Origin of the sequence: Mesorhizobium sp. WSM4306 (assembly GCF_007003975.1) — a bacterium.
GTDB lineage: Bacteria > Pseudomonadota > Alphaproteobacteria > Rhizobiales > Rhizobiaceae > Mesorhizobium.
Window position 1 is genome coordinate 86234 of the sequence record NZ_VFTC01000012.1, and the last position, 25908, is coordinate 112141.

Here is a 25908-nt window from a genome sequence, read left to right on the forward strand (position 1 = left end):
AAAACCGGTCCGGCGCCGTTGCGTTTCCGGCAGGACCATCTTTCAGCTTGATTAGCGGCATTCTGCCCGCTAACGAAGACAGACAAACAAAAGACGAGGATGCCCCAAATGAGTGACACCGCAGAGCGCGTCAAGAAGATCGTCATCGAACATCTTGGCGTCGATGCCGACAAGGTGACCGAGCAGGCGAGCTTCATCGATGATCTGGGCGCGGACAGCCTCGACACGGTCGAACTCGTCATGGCGTTCGAAGAAGAGTTTGGCGTCGAGATTCCGGACGATGCGGCCGAGACCATCCTGACCGTCGGCGATGCGGTGAAGTACATCGACAAGGCTTCGGCCTGACGCTATCCGCAGTCATCACCGGGGAGGACCTGCGATGAGGCGTGTCGTCGTCACGGGCCTTGGCCTGGTTTCGCCGTTCGGTATGGGCTTCGAGCACAGCTGGAAGGAACTGCTGACCGGCCGCAGCGCCGCCAAGCGCGTCACCGAGTTTGAAGTGGAAGATCTTGCCTGCAAGATCGCCCACGTCATTCCGCGCGGTGACGGCACCAACGGCACGCTCAATCCCGAAGCCGTGCTTGAACCCAAGGAGCTGCGCAAGATCGGCGACTTCATCCTTTACGGGATTGCGGCCGCCGACGAAGCGTTGAAGGATTCCGGCTGGGAGCCCGGCACAGAAGCCGAGCGATGCGCCACAGGAGTCATGATCGGCTCCGGCATTGGCGGCCTCGAAGGCATCGCCGAAAACGCGCTGATCTTGCACGAGCGCGGCCCGCGCCGCATCAGCCCGTTCTTCATTCCTGGAAACATCATCAACCTGGTGTCCGGTCAGGTGTCGATCCGGCACGGGCTGAAGGGTCCCAATCACGCCGTCGTCACCGCCTGCTCGACCGGCGCGCACGCCATTGGCGATGCCGCCCGGCTGATCATCTTCGGCGATGCCGACGTGATGCTGGCCGGCGGTGCCGAATCGCCGGTGACCAGGCTTTCGCTTGCCGGCTTCGCCGCTTGCCGGGCGCTGTCCACCGACCGCAACGATACGCCTGAAAAGGCCTCGCGTCCCTATGACCGCGACCGTGACGGCTTCGTCATGGGCGAGGGCGCCGGCGTGGTCGTGCTGGAAGAGCTCGAACACGCCAAGGCGCGCGGCGCCAAGATCTATGCCGAGGTCACCGGCTACGGCCTGACCGGCGACGCCTATCACATCACCGCACCTGCCGAAGATGGCGACGGTGCCTTCCGCTGCATGACGGCGGCGCTGAACCGGGCCAAGCTGACGCCCGCCGATATCGACTACATCAATGCGCACGGCACCTCGACCATGGCCGATACGATCGAGCTCGGCGCCGTCGAGCGGCTGGTCGGCAACGCCGCCTCCAAGATCTCGATGTCGTCGACCAAGTCGTCGATCGGCCATCTCCTGGGCGCCGCGGGGGCCGCTGAGGCGATCTTTTCGATCCTCGCCATCCGCGACAACATCGCTCCCGCCACCATCAATCTAGATAACCCGGAACGCGAAACCGCGATCGATCTTGTACCCAACACGCCACGGCATCGCCAGGTCGACGTGGCGCTGTCCAACTCCTTCGGCTTCGGCGGCACCAACGCTTCGCTGGTCTTCCAGCGCTATATAGGCTGATTGCGGTATCGACCGGCGCGCCAGCGGTCTGTCGTCAATTTTGCCATATTCGAGCCTACTCTGCCGCTGGGGATTCGTCGCATCGGCCTGAATCCGAAGGCGCTTTTTTCAAAAGCACGATGCGTAGGCTTGAAATGTTAGGGCACGCTGTGCGTCCAACCGGACGCGTGGTCGCTCTAAGAGATCAGATGGTAGGGCGCTTATGAACACCAATCCGGGCGGCAGCGGACAATTCGGACAAAACCAGCAGACCGGCCCGATCGTGCCGAAGACTGCGGCTGAGGCCTTGCGGCCGGAAGCCGGCACACCGCCGCCGAAGCGCTCGCGCGCCTCGCGCAGCCAGGTCGTGGTGTTCATGAACTTCGTCATCTCCGCGGTGATGTTGATGATCCTCGCCGCCGGCGTCTCGCTCTATTTCGGCAAGCAGGCCTTCAACGAACCAGGCCCGTCGGTCGCTGGCGACACCTTCCTGGTCAAACCAAGCACCGGCGTCCAGGATATCGCCGACCAGCTTGAACGGCGTGGATTGATCAGCGACGCCCGCATCTTCCGCATTGGCGTGCGCGTCTATGGCAATGATTCAGCGCTGAAGGCCGGCGAATACGAAGTCAAGCCGCACGCCTCCATGCGCGACATCATGGAGCTTCTGAAGAGCGGCAAGTCGGTGATGTATTCGCTGACCATTCCCGAGGGCCTGACGGTCGAGCAGGCGCTGCAGCGCGTCGCCGAGCAGGATGCGCTGACCGGCGACATGCCGGCGACCACGCCGGCCGAGGGCAGCCTTGCCACCGATACGTTGCGCTTCACCCGCGGCGCCACGCGTCAGCAGATGGTCGACAAGCTGCTCGCCGACCAGAAAGAGCTGGTCGACGAAGTCTGGCAGCGGCGCGCGCCCGACTTGCCTCTGGCCAATGTCGACGACTTCGTCACCTTGGCCTCGATCGTCGAAAAGGAAACCGGCCGGGGTGACGAGCGCTCGCGCGTTGCCGCCGTCTTCCTCAACCGTCTGGCCAAGGGCATGCGGCTGCAATCGGATCCGACGATCATTTATGGCCTGTTCGGCGGCAAGGGCAAACCCGCCGACCGGCCGATCTACCAGTCGGACATTGAGAAGCAGACGCCTTACAACACCTATCTGATCAACGGCCTGCCGCCGACGCCGATCGCCAATCCGGGCCGCGCCGCACTCGAAGCCGTCGCCAACCCGTCGAAGACCGACGATCTCTACTTTGTCGCCGACGGCACGGGTGGCCATGTCTTTGCCACGACGCTTGCCGAGCACAATGAGAACGTTGCCCGCTACCGGGCGATGCAGAAAAAGCAGGCTGAAGACGCCGCCAAGGGCGCCAAGACCCCGGGCCAGACCGATGCGCCGGCGGATGGCGACGACAGCGGTGACGCCAGTGGCGATGCGGGTGCCGCCCAGTAGCAGGCCGGCGCTTTTTGGCGGAGTGACCTTGCGCCTTGCGGACATGGGCGACGCGCTGATGCTTTGAGCGCCCAGCGCGGTTCGAAGCGTCTTTGGCCTTGCTTCGATGGCTCTGCAGATTTCAGCACTGCGAGATCAAAACGACACCGGAAATCAACACCTTGCCGGTATTGCGATTCTGACATTCGCGCTGCCCGTGATATCGAACGCGAGTGGGATTTCAGAATCGGAACACCAGGGAGACACGAGCCGCATCATGAATTTGCAGAGCATGACGGGATTTGCACGCGCCGTCGCCGAGCACGATGGCGCCTCGATCGCCTGGGAGGTCAAGTCGGTCAACGGCAAGAGCGTCGAGGTCAGGCTGCGGCTGCCGCAAGGTTTCGAGCGGCTCGAGCCGGCGGTGCGGCAGACGCTGCAGAAGCGGTTTTCGCGCGGCAATTTCCAGGCGACGCTGACCGTCGGCCGCGCTGCCGGCCAGCAAGTGCAGCCGGTGGTCAACGAAGTCTTCCTCCGGGATCTGGCCGGGTTGGCCAAGCGGCTGCAGGAGCAGTTCGGTGTTGCCCCGGCGACTGCCGACGGCCTGCTTTCCCTGCGCGGCGTGCTCGATGTCCCCGAAACCAGCGAAACCGAGGAGGTTCGAGCAGCGCTCGACACGGCGATCCTGGCGGCGCTCGGGGCGGTGCTTACCGGTCTCGAGCAGGCGCGCCAAAGCGAAGGCGAAGCGCTGCGCTCGCTGCTTTCCGGCCATATCGACGCCATCCAGACGCTGACGCTCAAGGCCGAAGCCGATCCGTCGCGCGAACCGGCGGCGATCCGCGAACGGATCGCCGAACAGGTGCGGCTGCTGATGGATGCGTCGGCCAATCTCGATGCCACCCGGCTGCACATGGAAGCGGCGTTTCTGGCCACCAAGGCTGATATCCGCGAAGAAATAGACCGGCTGAAGACACATGTAGCGTCGGGCCGGGCGCTGCTGGCAAATGGCGGCGCCATCGGCCGCAAGCTCGATTTTCTGGCGCAGGAATTCAACCGCGAATCGAATACGCTGTGTTCGAAGTCGAACGCAGCCACTGTCACCGCCATCGGGCTGGAGCTCAAGGCGGTGGTCGACCAATTTCGCGAACAGGTCCAGAATCTGGAGTAACCCAAAATGGGTGCCAAGGAGCCGATGGTTGCCAGGGATCTGGGGTCCCGCATTCGCCGACGCGGGCTGATGCTGGTCCTGTCGTCGCCGTCCGGCGCCGGCAAGTCGACGATCGCGCGCAACCTGCTGGAAAGCGACGGCAGCCTGGAACTGTCGGTCTCGGTCACCACCAGGCCACGCCGCGGCTCGGAGATCGAAGGCGTCCACTACCACTTCCGCACCATGCGCGAGTTCGAGCGGCTGCGCGATTCCGACGCGCTGCTGGAATGGGCCGAGGTGCACGGCAATTGCTACGCCACGCCGCGCGAGCCGGCCGAACTGGCGTTGGCGCAAGGGCGCGACATGCTGTTTGACATCGACTGGCAAGGCGCCCAGCAGCTCAAGGAGAAAATGCGCGCCGACATCGTCTCGATCTTCATCCTGCCGCCGTCGATGAAGGAATTGAAGGCGCGGCTGAAGCGCCGCGCCGAGGACCAGGAGCAGGTGATCGAGACCAGGCTCAAGAACGCCCGCAACGAGATCGAGCACTGGAAGGAATACGACTTCGTCATCGTCAACGACGACTTGGACCGCGCCTTCGCCGAAGTGCGCGGTATCGTCACGGCAGAGCGGCTAAGGCGCGACCGTCGGCCTGGTCTGTTCGACTTCGTATCGGGGCTGCTGGACGAGAAGACGGTGTGAAACACGATCGCGGGAATCCATCACCCACGGGCGATATCTTCTATGAGTCTGGCCAGCGGCGCTTCGTCGCCTGCAAAGCTCCCGATCATGGCGTTCAGCACACGCTCGCGCTCGAGCACATCCGCATCGAATGAGAATCCCGCATTTTCAGTCAACATTGCCAGGAAGGTAAGTTGCGTGCGGCCGTTGCCTTCGCGGAACGGGTGCACGGCATTGATCTCGGCCAAGACATGCGCCGCACGAACGGCGAAGTCTTCGATGCCGAGTCCGCGAAGACAATTGGCATCGGCAAGCTCTTTGAAGATCCTGGCCATCTCCTGATCGATGTATTCGGGGTAGCAGAACCAGTTTCCACCCTTGCCGATACGAATGGCGCGGACCTCGCCCGCCCAATCGTAGATATCCTGGAACAGGTGGCGATGGACGGCTCTATAATGCGCGTAGTCCAGCCTGCCAGCTGGAATGCGTTCATCGGCTCTGGTGAGGAAGAGCGCCAACTCGAATTCATCGAGTTCGGCTTGATCCTCGATATTTAGCCTGTTGCGGAGAACGGTGGTTCCTGGGTAGCACAGCGGATCATTTTCAGCGGCATAGACCACTGCGATCCCTATTTCTTGCTGGACGCCTGTTCCCTGATCAGTGTCCTACGCTCATCGCCGCTCAGGCCACGAGCGCGGCTATCCCTTAGAATGGCACCCATGCGTTGCGATAATTTGAGGCCTTCGACGGCGCTTATTTTTTCGCCTTTGTCGCTGGTCAGGACGAACTGGCCAATCTCGGTCGAGCGGGCGACTGCAGGGCTCTTTTTCATGCGATCACTCTATCAGGTCGACCATTTTGGGGCAATGCCGACGCTCAACGCTCCTTCGGAGAGGGAGAGCTTTTATGTCGCCAGCGCTGTAGTTGCGGCCAACGCCACCGCTTCACACCGCGTTCGTCAGCCGCACGAATTCCTCGACGCTGAGCGTCTCCGCCCGCCGGGTCGGATCGATGTTGGCGCGCATAAGCAGTGCCTCACCCCCCAGGCTCTTCACGCTCTGCCGCAGCATCTTCCGGCGCTGGCCGAAGGCGGCTTCGGTGACGCGGCCGAGTTTTTTCACGTCGGCCGCCAGCGGACTGGCACGCGGCACCAGATGCACCACCGAGGAGGTCACCTTGGGCGGTGGCGTGAACGCTTGCGGTGGCACGTCGAAGGCAATCCTCGCTTCGGTTCGCCAGCCCGCCAGCACGCCGAGCCGGCCATAGGCGTCGCTGCCGGCGCCGGCGACAATGCGCTCGGCCACCTCGCGCTGGAACATCAGCGTCATCGATTGATAGAAGGGCGGCCAGTCGGTGACGGTCAGCCAACGGATCAACAGCTCGGTGCCGATATTGTAGGGCAGGTTGGCGGCAATCCTCACCGGGCCGCCGCCTTGCGACGCGGCGCTGGCAAGAGTGGCAAAATCCGTCTTCAACGCGTCACCGCTGATCACCTCAAGTCGGCCCGGATAGTGGTTGGAGACCTCGGCAAGCGCCGCCAGGCAGCGTTCGTCGCGTTCGATGGCGATGACGCGCCGGGCACCGGCAGAGAGCAGCGCCCTGGTCAGCCCGCCGGGGCCGGGGCCGACCTCGATCACCGTGCTGTCGCCAAGGTTGCCGGCGGCGCGCGCGATCTTGCCGGTCAGATTGAGGTCTAGCAGGAAATTCTGGCCAAGCGCTTTCTTCGCCTGCAGCCCATGGCGCTCGATCACCTCACGCAGCGGCGGCAGCCCATCGATGCTCATGCGGCTGCGACCTTTGTCCCGGTATCGGCCAGCCGGCGGGCCAGCTTCAGCGCCGCGATCAGGCTGTCGGGACGTGCGATGCCTTTGCCGGCGATGTCGAAGGCTGTGCCGTGATCGGGCGAAGTGCGGATGAACGGCAGGCCAAGCGTGACGTTGACCGCCTCGTCGAAGGCCAGCGCCTTGGCCGGGATCAACGCCTGATCGTGATACATGCAGATCGCCACGTCGTAGCCGGCACGGGCGCGCGCATGAAACATCGTATCGGCCGGCAGAGGCCCGAAAGCGTCGATGCCTTGCGCGCACAGGATCTCGACCGCCGGGCGGATGATGCGCTCGTCTTCTGTCCCCATAGCCCCGGCTTCGCCGGCATGCGGATTGAGCCCGGCTAGCGCCAGCCTCGGCCTGGCGATGCCGAAGCGGCTTGCAAGATCGGCAGCGGTGATGCGCGAGATCGCAACGATCAGCTCCGTCGTCAGCGCCTTCGGCACCTCGGCAAGCGCAATGTGGATGGTGACCGGAACGGTGCGCAATTCGGGGCCGGCGAGCAGCATCACCGGCGTCACCGCGCCACCGGTATGGAGAGAGGCCAGATGCGCCAGATATTCAGTGTGGCCGGGGAAGCCGAAGCCGGCATCGTAAAGCGGCTTTTTGGCGATCGGACAGGTGACGACCGCGGCCGCATGGCCGGCAAGGCAGTCGGCGACGGCGCGGTCGATGGCCTCGATGGTGCCGACGGCATTGGCCGGGTTAGGCCGGCCGGGATCGTCGGTGAAGCGGGCCGCCAGCGGCGCCACGGGCAAAGCGTGTTGAAAGACATCAGCTGCTTGCGCCGGCACCGTCTCCGCGATTGTCACCTCGGCGCCGATCCGGCGCGCTCGCGCGGCGATCAGCGCCGGGTCGGCGAGAAGATAGAAAGGTGCTGCACCCGACTCGTGGGCGCTCTGCCACGCGGCAATCGCGATTTCCGGCCCGACGCCGGACGGATCGCCGACGCTCAGTGCCAGCGGAAGCTCTGTCTCACGCACGGCCAGGCCGGTTTCAGCGCGTGACGATCTTGGCTTTCGCCTTCAGTTCCTCGACATATTTGGCCGAGAGTTCGTCGGCGTTCTTGTCGCCGGTGCTTTCGCTCTGGAACACCATCTGGGCAGCCTTGTCGTCGGAAACCTCGCGTGACGAGCAGATTCCGATGAATTCGATGCCGCGATCGGTCTCGCGCACAGCGGTGGCGCCGCCCAGCTTGGTGGCCTTGATCTGCTCGGCCCAGTCCGGCGGCAGTTGCGGCGCCAGCACCCGGGGGAGATCGCGAACGGTGACGTCAATGAGGCCCTTGGCGAATTCACGCGTGGTGGCGCAGCCGTTGAAGCGGGCGCGCATGGCCTCGGCCTCACGCTTGCGCTTGGCGAGTGTGGCGCCGCGCTCGGCCTTCGGCACCACGAAGATCACCTGCTGCAGCATATACTCGGTGGCGCTCGGCTTGGCGCCGCCTTTTTCGAGCATGTGCTTGACCAGGTCCTGTTCGCTCATCTGTCCGCCACCGCCGCTATAGCGTGCGCTCAGCGCCTGGTTCCACGCCATCTGGGCGCGGATGAATTCCTTGAAATGCTCCTTGGTCACGCCGGACTGGGCCATGACACCGTCGAGCTGCTTAAGCTGCATCTTGTTGGTCGAGGCAAAGCGCTGATAGGCGGCCTCGACCTGGGCGTCGGTGATGCGGATGCCGAGGCGCCTGGCCTCGGCCGTGCGCAGCGTCTGGTCGATCATCTCCTGGCCTGCGTCGCCCTTCTTGCGCTGCAGTTTCAGGAAGGCAGCCCGGTGCGCAATGTCGCCGCTGGTGATCGGTATGTTGTTGACGACATACTTGATTTCACTGGCGAAGGCCGGCGGCGTCATCATGGTGACTGAGATCGAGGTCGCCGCTATCAGGAGCGCGAATCCTGCCGAAAACAGGTATTTCCTCATCGAAAGCATCCCAATTCTAAGCCCGGTTTTGGATGACCGAAACCCGTGCCCGCTTTATGCGGCAAAACGATGTCGTCAGCCGGCTCTACTGGATGGTGTCGATCGAGCTTTGTGACGAGCCGAAATCGCCGAGCGTGCGGAACGACAGGTTGAAGCCGACATTCTGCGACACTTCCCTGGTGTTGATGTCGCGCGATTCCGAGAACGTCATCAGATAGGTGAAGCAGGAATCGTTGTAGGCAAAGCCGACGCCGTCCTTGACCAGCACGCTTTGCTGCAGGTCGTAGGTGCCTGTGCCGAAGACGCGCCAGTTTTCGGCCAGGTGCGTCGAGGCGCCGAGCGTGACTTCGTGGCGATCGGTGGTGAAACCGTAGAGCGGCTGCGCCTGGATGAAGGCGTATTTGGCGCTCAGCGAAACCGGCAGGCCGGAATAGGCGGCCTTCACCTCGGCGCGGCGAACTTCGAAGCTCTGCTCGTCGAAGCGGCCGCTGAACGAACCGGAGAAGCCGCTCGGGCTGCTGAACCCGATAAGACCGACATAGTCGGAGGTCGAGGTATCGAGCCCGGATTCGGCACCCGCATTGACCAGATCCGGTGAATCGAACGAATTGCGTCCGCCCAGCTGGTAGGATTGGCCAAAGATGGCGTTGGTGCCCCAGCCATTGTCATAGGCGCCCGAATAGCGGAACCCGACATTGGCGCGGCTGCCGCCTTCGACGCGGTCGTAGCCGGAGAACTTGTCGCGCTCGAACAGCGTCGTGGCGTCGAAGACGAAGCTCTGTGCATCCTCGTTGGGAACGGCCAGGCCGCCGACATATTGCTCGTTCGGGCGCATGAAGACCTGCGCCATCGGCTCGACGATATGGCTGGAACCGGTCATCGAAAACAGCACCGGCCAGCGCATTTCAAGTCCGGCAGTCGCCATGTAACGGGCAAAGGAAGACCGCATGTCGGCGGTGGTGTCTATTCGAGGATCGGCGGCCATCGCATTAATGGCAGCGAGCGAACCTGAGGATGCATTGAGATAGTCGACGTCGCCCTGCAGAGCCAGAAGCGGCGTCAGCTGCAATCCACCATCGGTGGTGAAGGTACGCTTCCATTCGGCCTCGGCGGTGACGCGACCGGATTCGCCCTCGATGCCGCGCACGCGCTGGACGCCCGAGGCCGGCACGTAGGGGGTAAAATAGGCCTGATCGAGATCGTCACGGCGGATCACCCGCGCATTGACGTTGAACGACAGCTGGCCGCCGGCTACCGACATGTCGGGGATATAGGCATAGTCGAGCGACGGCAGCACCCAGGGCTGCTTGTCGCTGCGCGACGCGATGTTGTTGTCCAGTGCGTTTTCCTGAACCTGGAAGCGCATGGCGCGCACATCGAAATAATTGCGACCGTTGAGGCCGGTCAGGTAGACCGACGATTGATGCACGGCGTCATTGTAGCCCTCGATCGTATAGGTACGCGAGAAATTCTTGTCGCTCTGCAGCAGGATGTCCCAACCGAAGTCCCAGCGCGGATTGATGGCGAACTGGCCTTTGGTGCCCATCATGCCGCGGAACTTGTTGGGATCGCCGACATCGCCCGAATTGACATTGTGGCCAGCGCTTGTGGGGAAGGCGGAGGCATCGATGAATTCGTCCGGATTCTCCTGACGGATGCCGGCGATCTTCAGCGTGTACTGGCCATTGTTGAAGCGCTGGCGCCACTCGGCCTCGCCGAGGAAACCCTGCTTGGTATAGCCGCTGCCGGTGACGGTGAGGTCGTAGGTTGGCGACAGTGCGAAATAGTAGGGGACTTTGACGCCAACGCCGAGATCGTTGTTGAAGGCGATGCTGGGGATCAGGAAGCCGCTTTTGCGTTTGACCGTCGGGTCGGCGATCTCGAATGCCGGCAGATAGGCCAGCGGGAAGCCGAAGAATTCGAAATTCGCGTTCTCGAAGCGAACCGTCTTCTTTTCGCCGTTCCAGATGATCTTCCTGGCTTTGATCCGCCAGGTCGGCGCCTTGTCCGGTTTGTCCTCGCAAGGCTCGCAGGCGGTATAGACGCCGTTGTGGAACGTCGTCAGCACGCCGCCCATGCGTTCAGCGCTTTCGGCGGCGAAATAGGCCTTTTCAGGGGTTTCGACGCGCAACGCGTTGACGAAACCGTCGGCGAAATCGTCGGTAATATCGATATGCTGCGAGTTGATCTTGGTGCCGTCGCTGTTGACGATCTCGACATTGCCGCTGGCGACGAGCCGCTTGGTGTTGCGATCATACACGACGCGCTGGGCGACGAGCTTGTTGCCGCCATAGTCGATCTGCACGCCGCCGATGGCGGTGACCGTCTGGTTGTCGTTGTTATAGACGAGCGTGTCGGCCGCCAACAGCATCTGGGTGCCGGAGGGAACCTTCGTTGCCACGTCGGTGACGTCCTGCGCCAGCGCAGGAGCCATTGGCACGCCGCAAGCGAGCAGGCATGCCAAGGCGCTCGCCGAATAAAGACGCGCCAAACCGGCCTGCCTATGGCTGCGCAAAGCCGCCTCCCTCACTAGCCGTCTTCCTTGTACAGCAGGAATGTCACCCCAAAGAACATAGCCACGACAACCGGAACCCATGCAGCCACGGCTGTGGGCACGAATCCCGCCACGCCGAATGCCTTGACCAATACCGAAACGACATAAAGCAGAAACCCGGCGAGGACGCCACCCAGAATCATCGTTGCCGACTGCCCCATCCTCGCAAATCGCATTGAAACTGTTGCCGCAATCAGCGTCATGGCCACAAGCAGGAACGGTAACGCCACCAGCGAATCGAACTGCATGGCGAAGGCATTTGCCTTGAGGCCGAAGGAGCGGGCAACCTCAATCTTGCCGGGAAGCTCGTAAAACGGGATGGTTTCGGGGCGCGCCAGCCTTTCCTGCACGAACTCCGGCTTGAGGTTGGTCGGCAACTGGTCCGTCGTTTCCGAGCGGATGTTGCCGTCCTTGAACACCTTGACGTCCTGCAATTCCCAGTAGCCGTCGCGCAGGAAAGCCCGCGCCGCGTCCTTGCGCTCGACGATATTGCCTTTCGGATCGAGAACGAAGAACACCGCGTCGGCCATTTCCAGGCCCTGGTTGAGGATGGCGCGGGCGCCGATGATGGTGTCACCGGCGGCGGTTTTCTGGCGGATCCACGGCGTGGCATCGGCCGCCACGGCGTTCGAATTGCCGGACCGCAGCTGGTTTTCCATCTGCTCCGACCAGGAAAAGCCGTGCGCGGCGATCGGATTGAGCACGCCGACCGACAGCGCGCCGAATAACAACGCACCGATGCAGCAGGGCAACAGGAACTGCCAGGCCGACACGCCGGCCGAACGCGCAATCACCAGCTCATACTTGCGGTTGAGCGACACCAGCGTCGCCATCGCCGAAAACAGGCCGACAAACGGCACCGTCTGCAGCATGATCATCGGCATCCTCAGCGCCGAGATGGCGACCGCCGTGCCGTAGGTAAAGCCCGGCAGGCCGGTGATGCGGCCGGACAGTTCGGTGAAGTCGATCAGGAACACCAGCGCCAGAAGGCCGACGAAGAACCAGATCGTGATCGACACGTAGCGAAAGAAGAAGTAGCGGCCCAAGGTCCAGCCCATCGTCAGGCTCCCTGGCCGGATGTGTAGCGCCGGGTGAGGCGCAGCTTCAGCGCCGTCCAGCCATCGCTGACGCGGCCGGCGAAATTCGTCAGCCAGTCGGCCCAGCTGCCGGGCAGTTCCATGCTTCGCGAGGTGACGATGAACCAGATGGCGACCGCCGAGGCGACGATCGGCACGCCATAGACCATGTAGGCATATTGCGGGATCTTGTCGGCTTTCCCGGCGGCAAAAAAGCCCAACCAGCGCACGAACAGCGCAATGGCAATGGCTGTGATCAGCGGATGGATGCGCGCCTCGCGGTGTGAGCGGGCGTCGCCTGCCACGGCCAACGCGATCAGCGCGAAAACCAGCGAGTACGACCATTCGGAAAAGCGCTGGTCGAGCTCGGCCTTGTAGGCGCCGGGCCTGCGCTGGAAGATCTTGTCGTTGGCGTCCGGGTTGAGCAGGTACTGCGTCGTTCGGTCCTTGGGCAGGAGCAGGATATCGTTCGCCGCCGACATGAAGGCTGACAGATCGAAGGCGTAGGAGGTGAAGCGGATGACCGAGAGGTCGCCGGTCAGCGTCTTGCGATGAATGACGCCGTCATTCATCATCAGCACCTTCTCGTCACCCTTTTCGACGATGCTGCCGCTCTTGGCATAATAGATCAGATTGGCGCCTTCCTCGCGCGAATCGGCGACGAAGATGCCGCCAAGCCGGTTGTCCGGCAGCCGCTCGCCGACCTGCAGGAACAGCCCGTCGTCGATCTTGCGGAACGTGCCTTCCTGGATGATCAGCGACAAAAGATCGGCGCGCGAGGATGCGATCAGCTGGCGGTTCTTCTGCCTGGCATAGGGTTCGACGCCATTGTCGACAGCGAAGGAAAACACGCTGGCCGCCAGCGCGACCAGCAGGACCGGCCGCACGATCGTCCAGCGCGAGGCGCCGGCGGCGTTGATGACGGCCAGCTCGGAATCGGAATTCATGACGCTGAGCGTCTGGGCGACCGCCACCACCAGGGCGAACGGCACCACGATCGGGATGATCGTGGGGATGATGAGGGCCGCGACCTCGAAGAAAGTCAGCGCCGACTGGCCGCTGTCGGTAACGAGATCGATGCGGGCGAGCACCTGCGTCGTCCAGACAATGGCCAGCGTCCAGATCAACGCAGCGAGAAACACCGCCAGCGCGCGACGCATGATGTAGCGTTCAACGACCTTCATGTAAGGCTTTTCTCGATTTGCCGAACGGCATCATGCCCGCAGACAAGGTAGTAGTCCGGCTGCGCCTGTACAACTGGGTGTGTTTGGCCATTTCTTTCAGGCGGATCGATCCGTTTCCCGTCCCACATCGCCCGTCCCGCGGGCCGGAGTGTCGGCGGCAATGGATAAGAAAGCGAGAACATCGATGGTTAACAACAGGTTGCGGCAGGAGAGCGGGGCCGTGCCGCGACGAATCGTCATCGATTCCACAGCGCATATGGGCCCCGATTCCGGCAAAGTCTTGCCAAATGAAGGAAAACGACCAAATGTCGCGCATCTCCCCTGAAAACGCATTCTCCCAGAAAATCTGAGCCGTTTCCGAAAGCAGGACCTGATGACTTTGAGACCATTGATCGCCTTCGCCAAATTTGCCGCGCCTAAAAAGGGCAGCGTCTTCGTGCTGGCGGCCGACGATGGCGGTCTTGGCGAGCCGGCAAAGGCCTGCGATCCGGATGGAACGCTGGCGCGGGCGTTTCCGGTGGCGGATTTTTCCGGAAAATTTGCCGGTGTCGTCGAAGTGCTGGCGCCGCAGGGGACATCGCTCGACCGGCTGGTGGCGATCGGCGCCGGCAAGGTTGCCGGTCTCGATGACTTTGCCTGGCTGAAGCTTGGCGGCACCATTGCGGCGTCCCTGCGCAAGGCGACCGAAGTGGCCATCATTCTCGATGTGCCGGGCGCAAAAATTGGCGCCAAGCAAGCGGCGAACCTGGCTGCCGGCATCGTCCTGCGCAGCTACGCCTTCGACAAATACAAGACCAGGAAGGACAAGGACGACGCCGAGCCGAAGAAACCGGTCAAGGTCACCATCCACACCGCCGATCCGGCCGCCGCGAAAAAGGCCTTCGCCGACGAAGTGGCGGTGATTGATGGCGTGCTTCTCGCGCGCGATCTGGTCAACGAACCGGCCAATGCACTCGGCCCGGTCGAATTCGCCGCCCGCGCCAAGGAACTGGAAGCACTTGGCGTCGAGGTCGAGATCCTCACCGAGAAGGAAATGAAGAAGCTCGGCATGGGCTCGCTGCTCGGTGTCGCCCAAGGCTCGCCGCGCGGCGCCCGCATGGCTGTCATGCAATGGAAGGGCGGCAAGGCCAAGGATGCGCCGGTCGCCTTCGTCGGCAAGGGCGTCACCTTCGACACCGGCGGCAATTCCATGAAGCCGGCTTCCGGCATGGAAGACATGAAGGGCGACATGGGCGGTGCGGCGGCGGTCACAGGGCTCATCCAGGCGTTGGCGGCGCGCAAGGCAAAGGCCAATGTCGTCGGCATCATCGGGCTGGTGGAAAATGCCGTCGACGGCCACGCCCAGCGCCCCGGCGACATCGTCACCTCCATGTCGGGCCAGACCATCGAGGTGCTCAACACCGATGCCGAAGGCCGCCTCGTGCTGGCCGATGCGCTGTGGTACTGCAACGACCGTTTCCAGCCGAAATTCATGGTCAATCTGGCGACGCTGACCGGCGCCATCATGGTCGCGCTTGGCCAGCACTATGCCGGCCTGTTCTCCAACAATGACGAACTGTCGGACAGGTTGACAACGGCCGGCCAGGCGACGCAGGAGCGGCTGTGGCGCATGCCGCTTGGGCCCGAATACGACAAGCTGATCGATTCCAAGAGCGCCGACATGAAGAACATTGGCGGCCGCTATGGCGGCGCCATCATAGCGGCGCAGTTCCTGCAGCGCTTCGTCAAGGAAACGCCGTGGGCGCATCTCGACATCGCCGGCACCGCGATGGGCTCACCGCCGAGCGAGATCAACCAGTCCTGGGGCTCGGGTTTCGGCGTCAGGCTGCTCGACCGCCTGGTGCGCGACAATTACGAGGGATAGAGCCGGATATGGCAGACGTCCTTTTCTACCACCTGACCGAATCGACGCTGGAGGATGCGCTCCCCGGCCTGCTCGAGCGCAGCGTCGATCGCGGTTGGCGCGCCGTGGTGCAGACCGGCACCGAGGAGCGGCGCGACGCGCTCGACCAGCATCTGTGGACATTCAGGGACGATTCGTTCCTGGCCCATGCGACCGACCGCGAAGCCTATCCGGCCGAGCAGCCGATCCTCCTGACCACGAGCGAAGCCAATCCGAACCAGGCGCAGATCCGCTTCCTCGTCGATGGCGCAGCACCCGCCGATCTCGCCGGCTACGAACGCGCCGTGTTCCTGTTCGACGGCCATGACGCGGCCCAGGTCGAAGGCGCCCGCACGCATTGGAAGATGTTGAAGGAGGCCGGCCACGCGGTCACCTATTGGCAGCAGACGCCAGACCGGCGCTGGGAGCGCAAGGCTTGAGCGCTTCGCCTATGGTCTTGAAAACGACGCTGTTCTAGCCGAACGGTCTAATCTAGGGATTGCAAAAAAGCGCAACTCACGCGGCGGGCTGAGAATGCGGGTCAAGATCATCGGAACCGGGCGAGCCGTGCCCGCTCAATGCGTGACGTCGCGCAGTCTCGACGCGCGGCTGGGGCTTGGCGATGGCCATCTCGAAGCTGCCACCGGCGTCATTGAGCGCTATGTCTGCGAGGCCGAATCGCAGGTCGATCTCGCCTGTGCGGCGGCGCGCCTCGCACTCACCGATGCCGGCATCGATGCCAGCAACGTTGACCTGGTGATCGGCGGTTGCGGCGTGCCTTACCAGCCGCTGCCATCGACCGCGCCGCTGGTCATGCAGCGTCTCGGCCTGGCGGATGGATCGGCCGCCGCCTTCGACGTCAACAGCTCCTGCCTCGGCTTCCTCACCGCTTTCGAGACCGCATCGCGGCTGATCGAGGCCGGGCAATGCCGCACCGCGCTGGTGTTTTCTTCCGAGATCGCCTCGCGCGCTCTGCCGTGGCAGGATCAGCCGGAAATCGCGGCCTTGTTTGGTGATGGCGCGGCGGCCGCGGTGCTGCAGCAGGCAGCGCCTGGCGAGGGCAGGGTGGCGGCCAATCTGATGCGCACCTATCCCTCAGCCTATGAAGCCTGCAGCATCGCCTCCGGCGGCACGCGTTTCGACTTTCACCGTCAGCCGGAGGAATTTGCCCGCCACAGTCTCTTCCACATGGACGGCAAGGAGTTGTTTCGCGTGACGGCGCGTCATTTCAACGGCTTCGTTGCCGAATTGCTCGATCGTGCCGGCTGGCGGCGGGACGATGTCGATGTCGTCGTGCCGCATCAGGCGAGCCCCTTAGCGCTCGCCCACATGGCCCGCCAGACCGGCTTTGCGCCGGAGAAGCTGATCGATATCGCGGCGCGCCACGGCAACCAGATTGCCGCTTCCATTCCCTTCGCGCTCGATGTCGCGCGCCGTGAGCGGCGCGTCGGGCCGAGCGCTAAAGTGCTGTTCCTCGGCACCTCGGCCGGCGTGTCGTTCGGCGGCATGGCGCTGGAAGCCTGACCATGGGACGCGTGCTCGTCACCGGCGCCAGCGGTTTCCTCGGCTCGCATGTCCTGGCGCGGCTGGCGGCAATGGGCACACCGGCGTTCGGCCTTGGCCGCGATGCCGAGCGTTGTGCGGCGCTCGAAGCCGCCGGTCACGAGATCATTCGCCTCGATCTGTCCAAACCGTTCGATGCCGCTGCCGAACACGATCTCGGAGGCCTCGATGCGATCGTCCATTGCGCGGCGCTTTCTGCGCCCTTTGGCCGACTTGCGGATTTCAAGACCGCCAATGTCGCAGCTACCCAGAACCTCGTCGATTTTGCCCGCCGGCAAGGGGTGCGCCGCCTCGTCCATATCTCCAGTCCGTCGGTCTGTTTCGCCTATCGCGACCAGCTCAGTGTCAGCGAAGACGCTGGCCTGCCGCCGCCGGTCAATCACTATGCACGCACCAAGCGACAGGCTGAGGAAATCGTTCTGGCCTCGCCTGAAATCGGCCCGGTGCTGCTGCGTCCTCGCGGCCTCTACGGCCGGGGCGACCGCACGCTGCTGCCGCGCCTGCTGCAGGTGGCGCGGCAGCGCCCGCTGCCGCTGTTCCGCGACGGCCAGGCGCGCATCGATCTCACTTACATCGATGACGTCGTCGATGCTGTGCTTGCCGCTCTGTCCGCAGGCTGCACTGCCGAGGGTCACATCTTCAACGTCTCCAGCGGCGAGGTGGTGCCGGTGCGCCGCATTGCCGAGGCGGCCTGCGCCCGCGCCGGTGTGCAGCCACGCTGGCGCAAAATGCCGCTTTTGCCCGCAATGCTGGCAGCCGGGTTGGCGGAGACGGTGGCTGAACTTCTGCCCGGCCGGCCCGAGCCGCCGGTGACGCGCTACGGTCTTGGCCTGTTCGCCTACGCCCAGAGCCTCGACATTGCCAAGGCCCGCCGCATCCTCGGCTGGGCGCCGAAAGTGTCGTTCGAGGAAGGGCTCGACCGCACATTCGGCAAGGCGGCGGAGGGGGCTGCGTGAGGATCGTCTTCGCAAACAGCGCCTGGGTCAGTGCGGCCGAGCGCCTGATCCTGCGCGGCGGCAGCTGGGCGAAGGTCAGACTGCGTGTCCGCTACGGGCTGATCCTACATCCGCAGGCGGGTCCAGTGCTGATCGACACCGGTTACACGCCGCATGTGACCCAAGGGAGCGAGCGCAGCACGGCGCTGCGTCTCTACAGTGCGATCCTCCGGCCCGAACTCAACGAAGCCGCGCAGCCGCTGCCGGTTCTGGCGCGCTTCGGCCTGTCGCCGCAGGATGTGCGAACCGTCATTGTTACGCATTTCCATGCCGATCACATGTCGGGCCTGTCGCTGTTTCCCCATGCCCGCTTCATCGCCAAAGACGCCGCCTGGGCGCGCGCCAAGGCCAAGACAGCTCGACAGAATCTGCGCCACGGCGTTTTCAAGGAACTGTTTCCGCCGGATTTCGAGGCACGGCTCGACGGACTGTCGTCGAAGCGGCGTGTCGAGCCACGTGGTGATGTGCCCGGCGGTGCCGACCTGTTCGGCGACGGCAGCGTTATCGCCGTCGATCTGCCCGGCCATGCCGATGGCCAGTTCGGACTGTTGTTTCAAAATATGGAGCGGCCGCTGCTCTACGCCGTCGATGCGCAATGGCTGATCGCAGCCCTTGTCGAAAACCGGACGCCCGGTCTGCCGGCTGCCTTGCTGGCCGAAGATGCCGCCGCGCTCGACCCGACCAGCGCGATGTTGCGCCGGTTTCTGGCAACCGGCGGCGAGGTCATGCTTTGCCATGATCCGGCGATGACGGCGTACGATCTGGCCGGAGAGGGCGCATGAACGGGCCGGCCGAAGCGGTTCGTACGTTTGCGCTGACGCAATGGGTCTCGCGCAAGAGCCGCGCGAATTTCGAGCGCTGGCAGGCGCAGGCCTTGCGCCGCTTTCTCGAGCGCGACCTGCCGCGTGCCCCGTTCTACGGCAAGGCGCCACGTCATCTCGATGACCTGCCGGTGACCGACAAGGCGACGCTGATGGCCAATTTCGAGCGCTTCAACATCCGCGGCGTCACGGTCGCCGAGGCCTGGAAAGCGCAGGCTGGCGATGGCCGCATCGGCGATCTGACGGTCGGCGCCAGCACCGGCACGTCGGGCAATCGCGGCCTGTTCGTTATTTCGGAAGCGGAGAAATACCGCTGGCTGGGCACGATCCTGGCCAAGGCCGTGCCCGATCTACTCTGGCGCCGGCAGCGTGTGGCGGTGATCTTGCCGCAAAACACCGGGCTTTATGAAAGCGCCCGCAAATCGCGGCGCATCGATCTCGGCTTCTTCGACCTGACGCGCGGGCCGGAGAGCTGGCGCGCAGCGCTTGAGGATTTTGCACCGACGGTGATCATCGCGCCGCCAAAGATGCTGCGGCATTTCGCGGCCGAGAACTTTCGGCTCAAGCCACAGCGGGTCTTTAGCGCCGCCGAGACGCTCGATCCTGTCGACCGCCCGGTCATCGAAACATTCTTCCGTCTACCGCTCGATCAGATTTACATGGCGACGGAAGGGCTGTTCGCCGTCACGTGCCGAAAGGGCGGGCTGCATCTGGCAGAGGATTCAGTGTACTTCGAGTTCGAGCCGGCGGGCGACGGGCTGGTCATGCCGCTGGTCACCGCCTTTCGCCGCCAGACCCAGATCATGGCGCGCTACCGGATGAACGATCTGTTGCGGCTCTCCGAAACACCATGCCGCTGCGGCTCGCCGCTGCGCACCGTGGATGAGATCGTCGGCCGCATGGACGATGCTTTCCGGCTGGCGTCGCCGCATGGGAAGATTCTTGTGACGCCCGACATCCTGCGCAATGCCGTGCTCAAGGCGGACAGGCGCATCGACGATTTCCGCCTGGTGCAGACCGCGCCCGACACGATCGAGCTCAGCTTTGCGCCCGGGCTTGCCGACGAAGCCGCCGGTGCCGCGCATCAGGCCGTGCGCAATTTGCTGGCGGCGCGACAGGTGACAGCTTTGGTCAGCCTTATGCGTAGGGACCTGCCGCTGGAGACAGGCCGCAAGCTGCGCCGGGTTGAATCCCGGCTGGGAGCTGGGCCGTGAACCGGCCTGCCGCATCAGAGCCCACCCTGTTGGGACTTGGGCAACTGGACCGGGTGGAGAACAACCCGCGCGAGGTCGAGGCCTTCGTGCGGCTCTTCAACGAGGTGCCCGTGCGCGATCTCATCGGCAATTTGACGGTATCGGTCGAGACCTTCGAGATCGCCGGCCGCTCCTTTCCCCTGACGCTGAACGACAGAAGCGAAGCGCCGAATTGCTATATCTGCTGCCCGTCCAGCGCCTATATCGACTATGCCATCGACGAGACCCGCAATTTCGTCTCCTCGCCTTTGCTGCAAAAGGCGATCCGGATGCTGATCGGCCTATGCGCACCGCTGGTCAGGGCCAGCGGCCTCGACCATCAGGTGCAGGTCAACAACTGGCTCTATTCGACCAATCCGGTGCCGTTGCTCGACCGCAAGACGGTCGCTGCGATCCGCGACGATCTCACCGCGCGTTTTCCCGACCGCGCTGTTCTCATCCGTTCGCTGAACGAGATCGCCGATCCCTCGACCATCGCGGCGCTGAAGGCGGAAGGGTTCCGTATGCTGGCGGCGCGGCAGATTTACATCTTCGCCAACCGCGGTTCGGCCATGACCAACGACATGAAGCGCGACCGCAAGCGGTTGCGCACGACGGCGTTCGAGAGGGTCGGCGCTGCCGACTTTGCCGAAGCCGACTATGCGCGCAGCGAAGCGCTTTATCGCATGCTCTATCTCGACAAATACACGCCGCTCAACCCGCATTACACCGCACACTATATCAGCGAGATGCACCGTCGCGGCATCCTCAAGCTGGCGGGTCTGCGCCGTCCCGGGGGTGAACTGGTCGCCGTTACCGCGCTGTCGAAAAACGGCAGCACACTGACGCAGCCGATCGTCGGCTACGACACCGGCCTGCCGGTGAGTGAGGGCCTTTACCGCATGATGATGGCGCTGGCGCAGGACCATGCCGCCGCGCATGGCCTGTTTTTCAACATGAGCGCCGGTGCGGCCGCCTTCAAACGCTTGCGCGGCGCCGTAGCGACGGTGGAATACAACGCCATTTATGCCGGCCATCTGCCGCGCCGCCAACGCATGGCAGTGCGGATCATGGAATTTGTGCTCGCGAAGATCGGCATTCCCCTGCTCAGGAGATTTGAACTTTGAGCGAAGCACGGCTGCAAAAAGACAAAGACTATTGGCAGGCGGTGATGCGGTCCGCCGACATCAAAGCCAAGCCGAAGCGCATCCTGTTCGACGGCGCGCCGCTGGTGCTGTTCCGCTCGGCGCAAGGGATCGCTGCCCTGTTCGACCGCTGTGCTCACCGCCTGGTCGAACTGTCGACCGGCAAGGTCATTGGCGGTGAGATCGAATGCCCCTACCATGGCTGGCGCTACAATGGGGAAGGGCGATGCACCGCCATCCCCGGCCATGTCGGTGATATGCCGCACTATCGCGTCCGCCGCTACGCCGCGATCGAACGCGACGGCGTCGTCTTCGTCTCGTCAGGCACGCCCGAAGTCGAGCCCTATCTCCACTGCATGCAGGGCAAGGATGTCGTGGTGAAGCGGGTGCGCAGTTCGGCGCAATCGACGGTGCTCGACGCGGCCGAGAACATTCTCGACGCCACCCACACCCACTTCACGCACAAGGGCGTACTGCGCGGTCTAACGGCAAAACGCCATCTCGTGCGCGTCGAGGTGACCGGCGGCGAGGGCTGGGTCGAAAGCTGTTACACCGGCGAGGACCGCCAGCAGGGGCTGGTCAGCCGGCTGCTGGAAGGCGAGCGCGCCAGGACCATCGGCCGTTATCGCCATCCGGGCATTGTCGAACTGGAATATTGGGGCAAGGTTGGTCTGGCGCTGGCGACCACCTTCCATTTGCGCCAGGCCGACGAGCGGACCGTCGAGGGTGTCGGCTGGCTCATCGGTCCGCGCCAAGGCCTGTTCGGAGAGCTCAAGGCGCTGGCCTTCCGGCCGCTCTTTGCCTTTGCGCTACAGCAGGATCGCCGGGTGCTGAAATCGGCCAGTGACAATACCCTGATACCGCCGCAGGTTCAGCCGGCGATCGGCCCGCTGGATTTCCTGCGCCGAGATATAGCGGCCATCATGGATGGCAAGATGCCGTCGGCGGCAGCGGAGCCGCGGGTGTATCAGATCGAGCTCTAAGAAACTACGAGATCTCTTCTTCTACGTCTGATCCGGCCCGTTCCACTCGATGTCGCGCGTCGACGCGGCCTGCAGGCTGATGCGCTGGCGCAGTGCGGTGCCGGCAATCTCGGCCAGTGCACGCCATTGCGCTTTTCTGGGCGCGGGGTCGCCCGGCCAGTCGAGCAATTCATCGGCCTCGCGCATCGTTTGGCGGAAGCGGCCAAGACCGCCCGATCGCAGCGCCGCCGGCAGTCCGTAGATCCACATCGCCAGCCGCACCGTCTGCAGCCTGGCGACATCAGGCTTCACCTCCGGACCGTCGTCCAGCACAGCGTCGGCAAAGCGCCGCGCATCGCGGAAGAAATGCAGGCCGCTCACGGCGCGCGGATTGCACTCCAGCGGCATCACCGTGCCGTCCTTCTCGCGCATCAGGTCGAAGGAGATCTGGCCTGTCCAGGCCGTGCCGGCGACGAAGGTCTCGACAAAGCGCCGGGCAGCCGGATCCTCGACCGGCTCGAAGCAGATACCGGCACCTTTGCCGGCGCGATAGAGCGACCGGTAGAACGCCAGCGCCTTGAGCTTACCTTCGATCGCCACCGCATAGGCGCTGATCTCCTCACCGGCGATAAAGCGCTGCGCCACCCAGGGCGCGGCGGGCGAGGGGCGTATGACCGTGAGTTCGTCTGGCGATGGCCGCAGCAGCACGTCACGGGCAAAACGCGACCACACCGGTTTGAACACCAGTTCGCGCGAATGGCCGTGCACGCTTTCGAGATCGGCATCGCTTTGCAGCAGAATCGTCTCCGGCACGTCGAGGCCGAGGCTTTGCGCCAGCCGGATGAAAGCATGTTTGTCGTGGACGCGGGAAAGCATCGCCATATCGGGCGCGAACAGGCGGGCCGGCATGGTGCGGTCGCGCCAGAGTTGGCCGAGATAAAACAATTCCTCGCAAGTCGGGATAACGAGTTCGATGCCTTCCGCACTCACAAGCGCTTCCACGGATTGTGCATAGGCTTCGCCAGCAAATCGCGGCGGCGGCAGGCGATGGTAGGCGGCGCATGCCGTGCTCGCCGCAGCGATCGGTCGGGCCGGGCTGTCGGCCAGGATCACCCGCCGCCCGGCGCCATGAAGCAATCGCGCCAGATGCAAGGCCACCGGCGCGCGGGCGCCGGTGACCAGCACGGTGCTGTCTGCCCCCGCCACCCGTATCAGCCGCCCTTGTCTTGACGGAGTATTTCGCGATTGGCGCGCAGGAGTTCACGGTAGCGCGCCTTCGCTTCTGGCTCGGCCAAGCAGTAGAAACGAAACAACTCGTTGCCGGCACCCTCAAAGCCATGAAAAGCCGGCGCTTCTTTCGTTGCCTCGCTTGAGGCGCGATCGAGCGAAAACAGATCCTTGAAACCGTCCCGTCTTCCGAATGCGCAATCGTGATTTTTTCCAGCCGCCCGTTCTTGTAGACGAATGTGGCGCGCGACTGGTTGCCTTCGGGGTTTTCGCTGATCTTTTCCAGGACGCCGTTGCCTGCTTGGCTTGGGCATGTGACGGAAACATTGAGAAAGTCGCCACTGGCAAAGGCGTCCGCGCTGCCGCACATCGCCAACAGGAGTGCAGTCAGGCTCTGTACGAGACGGGATATGTTCGGCACTGCGAATGATCTCTGCTTCTGCCGCGAACATGTGGCTGCTGTCTCATGAAGTCAAACCTTGCCGTGCCGCTGGCCTGAGGGCCCGCTGCTTACGGGCGCGGGGGATGGTCCGCTGATGCGAACCATCGCCAAGTCAATATCACTCCCCACCCATCTCCTTCTTGAACGTATCGAAATCGACCTGCATGCCGTTAAAGATGGTGCTCCAGTGGCGGGTCAGAGCCGCCATCGCCACGGCTTCCTGGATCTCCTCGTCGGTCGCGCCGGCGCGCTTGGCGTCCTGGGTGTCCGACCAGACGCAGTAAGTGCACGGAATCTGCGCCGCCACCGCAAGTGAGATCAGCGACTTGACCTTCGGCGGCAGCGCCGTCTTGTCGCTGAGCTCGATGGCCTTGACCTCGGCCCACGCGCCGGGCAGACCAGCCTTCGGGAATTGCTTCACGAAGCTCGGCACGCCGCCCATGGTCGACTGGATGTCCTTGATGGTCGCGTCATAGTCATCGGCACGAGCGGGTACCGCGGCCAGCGTCAGGGTCAGCGCGCAGCGGCGGCCGCGAGCAGCGGGCGAACGAGGGAATGGGTAGATGAAAGCGTGCGATAGGCAGACATGTTTTTCTCCTCTGGTGTTTGGTAGCCTTACGGTGTAAGGTGATGCGGACGGTGAACCTTACAGTGTAAGTTGTCAAGCAGCGCCATGGACTTATCGATAAAAAAAAAGCGAGCACGCGGCCGGCTGTCCCGTGAAATGATCGAGGACGCCGCCTTCGAAGTGATCGAGCGGGAAGGGCTTGCCGGTTTTTCGATGCGCAAGCTCGCTGCCGAGCTCGGTTGCGAGGCGATGAGCATCTATCATCACTTCCCCTCGCTGGCGCATCTGCACGAAGCCCTGGTCGACCGGCTGATCGGCGCGCTCGAAATGCCCGACGCCGGCCTGCCGTGGCGGCAAAGGATGCGCATGGCCATGCAGGATTTCCGCCGCGTCGGCCGCGAGCATCCGGCCTTTGCGCCGTTCCTCGTTACCTACCGGATGAATTCGCCAACCTGCCTTGCCTGGCTAAACAGCGTCATCGGTCTGTTCGAAGCCGGCGGCTTTGGCACCGAGCTGGGAGCGCGGTTGTTCCGCACTGCCGGATATTACCTTATGGGCGCCATCCTCGACGAGACCGCCGGCTATGCCCGGGGTGCGTCGGCGGTCAGCACGGTCAGCGATGAGCAACTGGCGCGCGATTTTCCCAATGTCACGGCCGCCGGCCGCTATTTCGGCACCGCCGAATTCGACGCGACATTCGAGCTCGGCCTCGACATGCTGCTGGATGAGATGGAACGCCTGCGCGACGGCGTCAACACAAGGTAGTGTCAGGCGTCCGAAAGGCGCCGGCCAATCCAGATTTCGCGGGCCGTTACATCAGGGACGCGGTTGCCAGACGATTGCGAACGACGTTCGGCTTCTTGTCGCCAACGTACTCGACTTTCGTGTCCACCAGACGGTCGCTGTCGATCCCGGCGGCGGTCAAGATATCCTCGATCGCCTTCACGCGCTGCTTGGCCAGTTTCTTGTTCGTCTTTGCGGCGTTGGCGCCGGTGAATTCCGTGGCCGCCAAAGCCGTCAGTTCGACATTGCAGCGTGAGTCTCGGATGCTGGCGGCGAACTTCTCAAGGTCATCCTTGACCCGCGGTGAAATCACATATGACTGGCTATAGAAAAACAGGTCGACCTGCACAGGGCTGCGCTTCTCATATTGCCGGCACGATATTCCTTGCTTTGGCAGCGTGTACAGTATTGTGCTCCGCGCCGTATTGGTGTCGGCGGCGCCGTCATCAACCCAATGCGAAAGCGCCAGCACCATTTCGGGCTGGACGCCTTGCGCCTTGAGAAAATCGCCGGTGGCATCGAGCCTGCGACCAGCGACGTCGTAGGCCTTGCCGTAGTTACCTTCCTTGCTCGCCGTTGCGTAGAGCCGGTAGCCGCAATCGTGCCCAGCATCCTTGATAAAAGCCGCCAGGGCCTTCGCGGATTCCTCGGAAATCTTGCCGTCGCCCTTGTTGAACAGGACCCGGTACGAGTTCCACTGGACGCATTTCGGCCCCACGTCGCGTTCCTGGGCGATCGCGGTGAAAAATGCTGCGCTGCCGACAACGATAGTAAGGGCCAGAACAAGACTGAATGACTTCTTCATCTTCTGGTTCCTCCTGAACTCGCTCTGCTTAGTACCGCATTCAGTGCT

At 63.4% G+C, this 25908-nt stretch carries 26 protein-coding genes; 14 read left to right on the forward strand and 12 right to left on the reverse strand.

The window, feature by feature from the left end; genetic code table 11:
• Positions 1 to 108: 108 nt before the first annotated feature.
• The 5 genes from FJV77_RS16070 (at position 109) to gmk (ending at position 4899) form a co-directional block, all read left to right on the forward strand.
• Entirely contained in the window at positions 109 to 345 is a 237-nt protein-coding gene (locus FJV77_RS16070; RefSeq protein WP_006203723.1) for an acyl carrier protein, read from the forward strand.
• A 34-nt stretch (positions 346 to 379) separates the two neighbouring features.
• Positions 380 to 1642, forward strand: a complete 1263-nt coding sequence (gene fabF / locus FJV77_RS16075; protein WP_112560796.1) for a beta-ketoacyl-ACP synthase II — start codon at positions 380 to 382, stop codon at positions 1640 to 1642.
• Between the two features lie 202 nt (positions 1643 to 1844).
• On the forward strand, positions 1845 to 3071 hold the full coding sequence (gene mltG / locus FJV77_RS16080) for an endolytic transglycosylase MltG (protein ID WP_142867762.1): 1227 nt from the start codon (positions 1845 to 1847) through the stop codon (positions 3069 to 3071).
• Between the two features lie 256 nt (positions 3072 to 3327).
• Complete coding sequence (locus FJV77_RS16085) at positions 3328 to 4218, forward strand: YicC/YloC family endoribonuclease (RefSeq protein ID WP_142867763.1); 891 nt, start codon at positions 3328 to 3330, stop codon at positions 4216 to 4218.
• A 6-nt stretch (positions 4219 to 4224) separates the two neighbouring features.
• Positions 4225 to 4899 carry a guanylate kinase gene (gene gmk / locus FJV77_RS16090; RefSeq protein WP_246691276.1) on the forward strand — a complete coding sequence of 225 codons (675 nt, stop codon included), beginning with the start codon at positions 4225 to 4227 and terminating at the stop codon, positions 4897 to 4899.
• A 20-nt stretch (positions 4900 to 4919) separates the two neighbouring features.
• Here the strand turns inward: gmk and FJV77_RS16095 are convergent, their stop codons facing one another.
• The 8 genes from FJV77_RS16095 to lptF form a co-directional block, all read right to left on the reverse strand.
• The gene (locus FJV77_RS16095) at positions 4920 to 5498 is read right to left on the reverse strand and encodes a Fic family protein (RefSeq protein ID WP_142867764.1); all 579 of its coding nucleotides are present in this window, start codon (positions 5496 to 5498) and stop codon (positions 4920 to 4922) included.
• A gap of 8 nt (positions 5499 to 5506) precedes the next feature.
• Positions 5507 to 5710, reverse strand: coding sequence for a hypothetical protein (locus FJV77_RS16100; protein ID WP_142867765.1), 204 nt, complete (start codon positions 5708 to 5710; stop codon positions 5507 to 5509).
• 112 nt (positions 5711 to 5822) lie between these two features.
• A complete protein-coding gene (gene rsmA / locus FJV77_RS16105; RefSeq protein WP_142867766.1) occupies positions 5823 to 6662 on the reverse strand; it encodes a 16S rRNA (adenine(1518)-N(6)/adenine(1519)-N(6))-dimethyltransferase RsmA in 840 nt (279 codons plus the stop codon).
• Complete coding sequence (pdxA, locus tag FJV77_RS16110; RefSeq protein ID WP_142867767.1) at positions 6659 to 7687, reverse strand: 4-hydroxythreonine-4-phosphate dehydrogenase PdxA; 1029 nt, start codon at positions 7685 to 7687, stop codon at positions 6659 to 6661. Before pdxA ends, rsmA begins: the two co-directional genes overlap by 4 nt.
• A gap of 13 nt (positions 7688 to 7700) precedes the next feature.
• Entirely contained in the window at positions 7701 to 8630 is a 930-nt protein-coding gene (locus FJV77_RS16115; protein ID WP_185970335.1) for a peptidylprolyl isomerase, read from the reverse strand.
• A gap of 76 nt (positions 8631 to 8706) precedes the next feature.
• On the reverse strand, positions 8707 to 11151 hold the full coding sequence (locus tag FJV77_RS16120; protein WP_185970336.1) for an LPS-assembly protein LptD: 2445 nt from the start codon (positions 11149 to 11151) through the stop codon (positions 8707 to 8709).
• Complete coding sequence (gene lptG, locus FJV77_RS16125; RefSeq protein WP_142867770.1) at positions 11151 to 12233, reverse strand: LPS export ABC transporter permease LptG; 1083 nt, start codon at positions 12231 to 12233, stop codon at positions 11151 to 11153. Before lptG ends, FJV77_RS16120 begins: the two co-directional genes overlap by 1 nt.
• A 2-nt stretch (positions 12234 to 12235) precedes the next feature.
• Positions 12236 to 13435, reverse strand: coding sequence for an LPS export ABC transporter permease LptF (gene lptF / locus FJV77_RS16130; RefSeq protein WP_142867771.1), 1200 nt, complete (start codon positions 13433 to 13435; stop codon positions 12236 to 12238).
• Positions 13436 to 13808: 373 nt separating this feature from the next.
• Here lptF and FJV77_RS16135 point away from each other — a divergent pair, with 373 nt between their 5' ends.
• The 8 genes from FJV77_RS16135 to FJV77_RS16170 all read left to right on the forward strand — a co-directional run bounded on the left by FJV77_RS16135 (position 13809) and on the right by FJV77_RS16170 (position 22056).
• On the forward strand, positions 13809 to 15299 hold the full coding sequence (locus FJV77_RS16135; protein ID WP_142867772.1) for a leucyl aminopeptidase: 1491 nt from the start codon (positions 13809 to 13811) through the stop codon (positions 15297 to 15299).
• Between the two features lie 8 nt (positions 15300 to 15307).
• Complete coding sequence (locus FJV77_RS16140; protein ID WP_142867773.1) at positions 15308 to 15757, forward strand: DNA polymerase III subunit chi; 450 nt, start codon at positions 15308 to 15310, stop codon at positions 15755 to 15757.
• A gap of 94 nt (positions 15758 to 15851) precedes the next feature.
• Positions 15852 to 16841: a 3-oxoacyl-[acyl-carrier-protein] synthase III C-terminal domain-containing protein gene (locus tag FJV77_RS16145; RefSeq protein ID WP_142867774.1), complete on the forward strand. Its 990-nt coding sequence runs from the start codon at positions 15852 to 15854 to the stop codon at positions 16839 to 16841.
• Positions 16842 to 16843: 2 nt separating this feature from the next.
• A complete protein-coding gene (locus FJV77_RS16150) occupies positions 16844 to 17836 on the forward strand; it encodes an NAD(P)-dependent oxidoreductase (RefSeq protein WP_142867775.1) in 993 nt (330 codons plus the stop codon).
• Entirely contained in the window at positions 17833 to 18657 is an 825-nt protein-coding gene (locus tag FJV77_RS16155) for an MBL fold metallo-hydrolase (protein WP_142867776.1), read from the forward strand. The genes FJV77_RS16150 and FJV77_RS16155 overlap by 4 nt, the downstream gene beginning before the upstream one ends.
• Positions 18654 to 19910 carry a F390 synthetase-related protein gene (locus FJV77_RS16160; protein ID WP_142867777.1) on the forward strand — a complete coding sequence of 419 codons (1257 nt, stop codon included), beginning with the start codon at positions 18654 to 18656 and terminating at the stop codon, positions 19908 to 19910. The genes FJV77_RS16155 and FJV77_RS16160 overlap by 4 nt, the downstream gene beginning before the upstream one ends.
• Positions 19907 to 21055, forward strand: coding sequence for a GNAT family N-acetyltransferase (locus FJV77_RS16165; protein WP_246691277.1), 1149 nt, complete (start codon positions 19907 to 19909; stop codon positions 21053 to 21055). The genes FJV77_RS16160 and FJV77_RS16165 overlap by 4 nt, the downstream gene beginning before the upstream one ends.
• Positions 21052 to 22056 carry a Rieske (2Fe-2S) protein gene (locus FJV77_RS16170; RefSeq protein WP_142867779.1) on the forward strand — a complete coding sequence of 335 codons (1005 nt, stop codon included), beginning with the start codon at positions 21052 to 21054 and terminating at the stop codon, positions 22054 to 22056. Before FJV77_RS16165 ends, FJV77_RS16170 begins: the two co-directional genes overlap by 4 nt.
• Positions 22057 to 22077: 21 nt before the next feature.
• Here the strand turns inward: FJV77_RS16170 and FJV77_RS16175 are convergent, their stop codons facing one another.
• From FJV77_RS16175 to FJV77_RS16185, 3 genes are all read right to left on the reverse strand, one after another.
• Positions 22078 to 23241, reverse strand: coding sequence for a hypothetical protein (locus FJV77_RS16175; RefSeq protein WP_142867780.1), 1164 nt, complete (start codon positions 23239 to 23241; stop codon positions 22078 to 22080).
• A gap of 5 nt (positions 23242 to 23246) precedes the next feature.
• Complete coding sequence (locus FJV77_RS16180; RefSeq protein ID WP_142867781.1) at positions 23247 to 23714, reverse strand: hypothetical protein; 468 nt, start codon at positions 23712 to 23714, stop codon at positions 23247 to 23249.
• 108 nt (positions 23715 to 23822) lie between these two features.
• Positions 23823 to 24146 (reverse strand): carboxymuconolactone decarboxylase family protein, encoded by a 324-nt coding sequence (locus tag FJV77_RS16185; RefSeq protein ID WP_246691278.1) that lies wholly within the window; start codon positions 24144 to 24146, stop codon positions 23823 to 23825.
• Between the two features lie 282 nt (positions 24147 to 24428).
• On the opposite strand from FJV77_RS16185, the gene FJV77_RS16190 reads away from it, so the two are divergent.
• Positions 24429 to 25037, forward strand: a complete 609-nt coding sequence (locus FJV77_RS16190; RefSeq protein ID WP_246691279.1) for a TetR/AcrR family transcriptional regulator C-terminal domain-containing protein — start codon at positions 24429 to 24431, stop codon at positions 25035 to 25037.
• 46 nt (positions 25038 to 25083) lie between these two features.
• Here the strand turns inward: FJV77_RS16190 and FJV77_RS16195 are convergent, their stop codons facing one another.
• Positions 25084 to 25860, reverse strand: a complete 777-nt coding sequence (locus tag FJV77_RS16195) for an OmpA family protein (protein WP_185970337.1) — start codon at positions 25858 to 25860, stop codon at positions 25084 to 25086.
• Positions 25861 to 25908: the final 48 nt, after the last annotated feature.